Raw genomic sequence first — 2,280 nt, 5'->3', positions numbered from 1 at the left:
TAGAGGTATCGCCAAACCGACGCTAAATAATATTTCAATTTATAAACGTAGATAGCCATCTCCCTCGATGGTCATGAGAAGAGTGAGGAAAATAATAATGAACCGTTTAATTCGTTATTCAATATTACTGCTAACAATCGCTTTCCATACTAACGCCTACTCGGTGTCTTGGAATCCAATGGATAACACCGGCTGGGATACCTGGATCGCTGATAACCAAACGGTAGCTTGGTGCGGTATAAACTGTGTGGCATTCACCAATAATGATGACATTATGTGGATGGAAAAGAGCAGTGTCCAAGCGGGAGGCAACCAAAACCTTGGCAACGGTGACGATATTATTGGCTTATTTACTGCCTGGATACCAGACGCCAATATAACCTTGAATATCAATGGTGATGCGGGATCAGACCTAGTCTATGTCAACAAAAATCGAGCTAACTATGACCTAGATAATTTTGTTGTTAACGTAGGACTTATATCTACTCAAATAACGGCATCTACTGGTAACAGGGGCAAGGTAGTTATTAATAATATTGAGGCACTATGCTTTTTAGATGGTTGCTATGGCAGCGTATCCGTAATGCCCTCACCAGCTCCAACCCCAGTTCCAGTCCCAGCCGGTATCTATCTCTTTTTCTCGGGGTTGGTAGGTTTAGGTTTGATCAGAGCTAAGCGTACGTAGCTTTATCTCTAAATCAACCTTTAAGAGATAGACTAAATTATTAACCTGGCCCTCGAAGCAGCCAATAAATACACTGTACTGGGCAGATTAATGAAATCCATTAATCGAACTAGAGCGGGAGGGCAGGCCAAACATCTTCCTGCAAGATGACAGCTTGCGTCTGGTTATTGTCCCTGCAAGCAACGCCTGCAGAGACAATGTGAGGTGTTAGCCGGCAACAGGCCGTGCTCGACACCGCAGCAGAGGATGGTAATGACTTTCTAAAGTCTTTTCACCGCTGGTGGTTGCCAGGTTCGCTTCAGCATCGCTTCTCCGGTGCCGTAAACACGTAAGGTGAGACGAGTCTGTTCCTCGCCCGCAGGCAACCAATTGCCTACCTTGCCCTCTGGCGGTGTACCACCAATAAGAATCCGAAGGCTGCCGTCGGCTTCATAGGTCAGATCCTTTGAATGAGAGTTGATGGAATAGCGGTCATAGGGATTCAGCATCAGATTGCCATCTTGGTCGTAAACGGTGAGCGACCAAAAATACTTGGCGGGCGGGGTTTGGCCAGGCTCAAAGTGGATTTCGTAGGCATTACTGCTATTGATCTCGTCTCCATGCTGATCTTGGGACACCCCCATATACATGGCTTCTTCGGCATCATTGGCGACAATACCCCGCATCGACTGAATAGCTGCGCGATAATAAAAGTCACCATGAACACCGGAGCGGCCGAAGCCCACTGGCGTCACACCCCAACCATTAACCCTTCTTTCTTCAGGCGTACTGTAGTCACGAAGAATCATCGTGGCATCGAATACAGCCGTCGCTAAGCCTGAACGCGCGCTATCGTCAGCTTGGTAAATATCTTGATTCGGTCCAATATATAAGTCAGCCCAATCTTTCAAATAGCGTTTATCTCGCTCCGGAATGCCATTGACAGTCATCGCCCGGTTCACGTTGTGCCAAAAAGACAAAGGATCCGACATCACCATTTTTTTCATGTAGGCAATGACATCTTCTTCAAGCAACATTTCACTGAGTTCGCCTACATCGGGAACAGGCGGATGTGGCGGCCGAGGCGGATTATCTTTGCCCCAGTCACTCAAGGCCACAATCTGCATTTGTGACTGCATGGCTGCAACTCGTGCGTGATCACTGGGGTCATTGAAGTCAGAATAAATTCTGGCCATAGCATAAAACCAAGGGGTTGGATTATGGGCCACAAACTCCACATCATCCGGCAAAGTCCCTTCCCAATCCGGCGGCACGATGGCGTAGTTACCGCCACCATTACCGTGGGTGCGCTTGCTGATATAGGAAAAATTATCGGAATCAAAACCCGCCAACTCAATCGAAAAATATCGGTCACCCGGAATCGGGGGCACACTAAAGATGATCGGCTGTTCTTTTGCGTATACCCAGGCTGGAGAGTAGAGCGTATCGGCATTCGGCGTGCCACCGTCGCGATAATTTTTAGGATCGATAAAGCTCGAATGCCAGAACTTGTTTACCGCATCCACTGGCCCCTGATAACCTTCAGGTCCCGTAGGCTGACTCCATTTATAGCGAAGCACTGTGTTTAATTGGTACGGGAACGCATAAATCATCGC

2 protein-coding genes are annotated in these 2,280 nt (G+C 47.7%); one reads left to right on the top strand and one right to left on the bottom strand.

The window, feature by feature from the left end; genetic code table 11:
* The first annotated feature begins 97 nt into the window (after positions 1 to 97).
* The gene (locus AACP44_RS09055) at positions 98 to 685 is read left to right on the top strand and encodes a hypothetical protein (protein ID WP_339340203.1); all 588 of its coding nucleotides are present in this window, start codon (positions 98 to 100) and stop codon (positions 683 to 685) included.
* A gap of 260 nt (positions 686 to 945) precedes the next feature.
* Here the strand turns inward: AACP44_RS09055 and AACP44_RS09050 are convergent.
* The coding region (locus AACP44_RS09050; RefSeq protein ID WP_339340202.1) for a DUF1254 domain-containing protein at positions 946 to 2,280 on the bottom strand (1,335 nt) is incomplete at its 5' end.

The sequence above is a fragment of the uncultured Oceanicoccus sp. genome (assembly GCF_963968385.1).
Classification (GTDB): domain Bacteria; phylum Pseudomonadota; class Gammaproteobacteria; order Pseudomonadales; family Dasaniaceae; genus Oceanicoccus.
Note: the sequence above shows the minus strand (reverse complement) of the source record. Positions and strands in the feature narration are given on the sequence as shown.

Excerpts from the sequence above, each read along its gene's own strand:
- AACP44_RS09055 (WP_339340203.1), top strand. The coding sequence starts at position 98 with ATGAACCGTTTAATTCGTTATTCAATATTACTGCTAACAATCGCTTTC.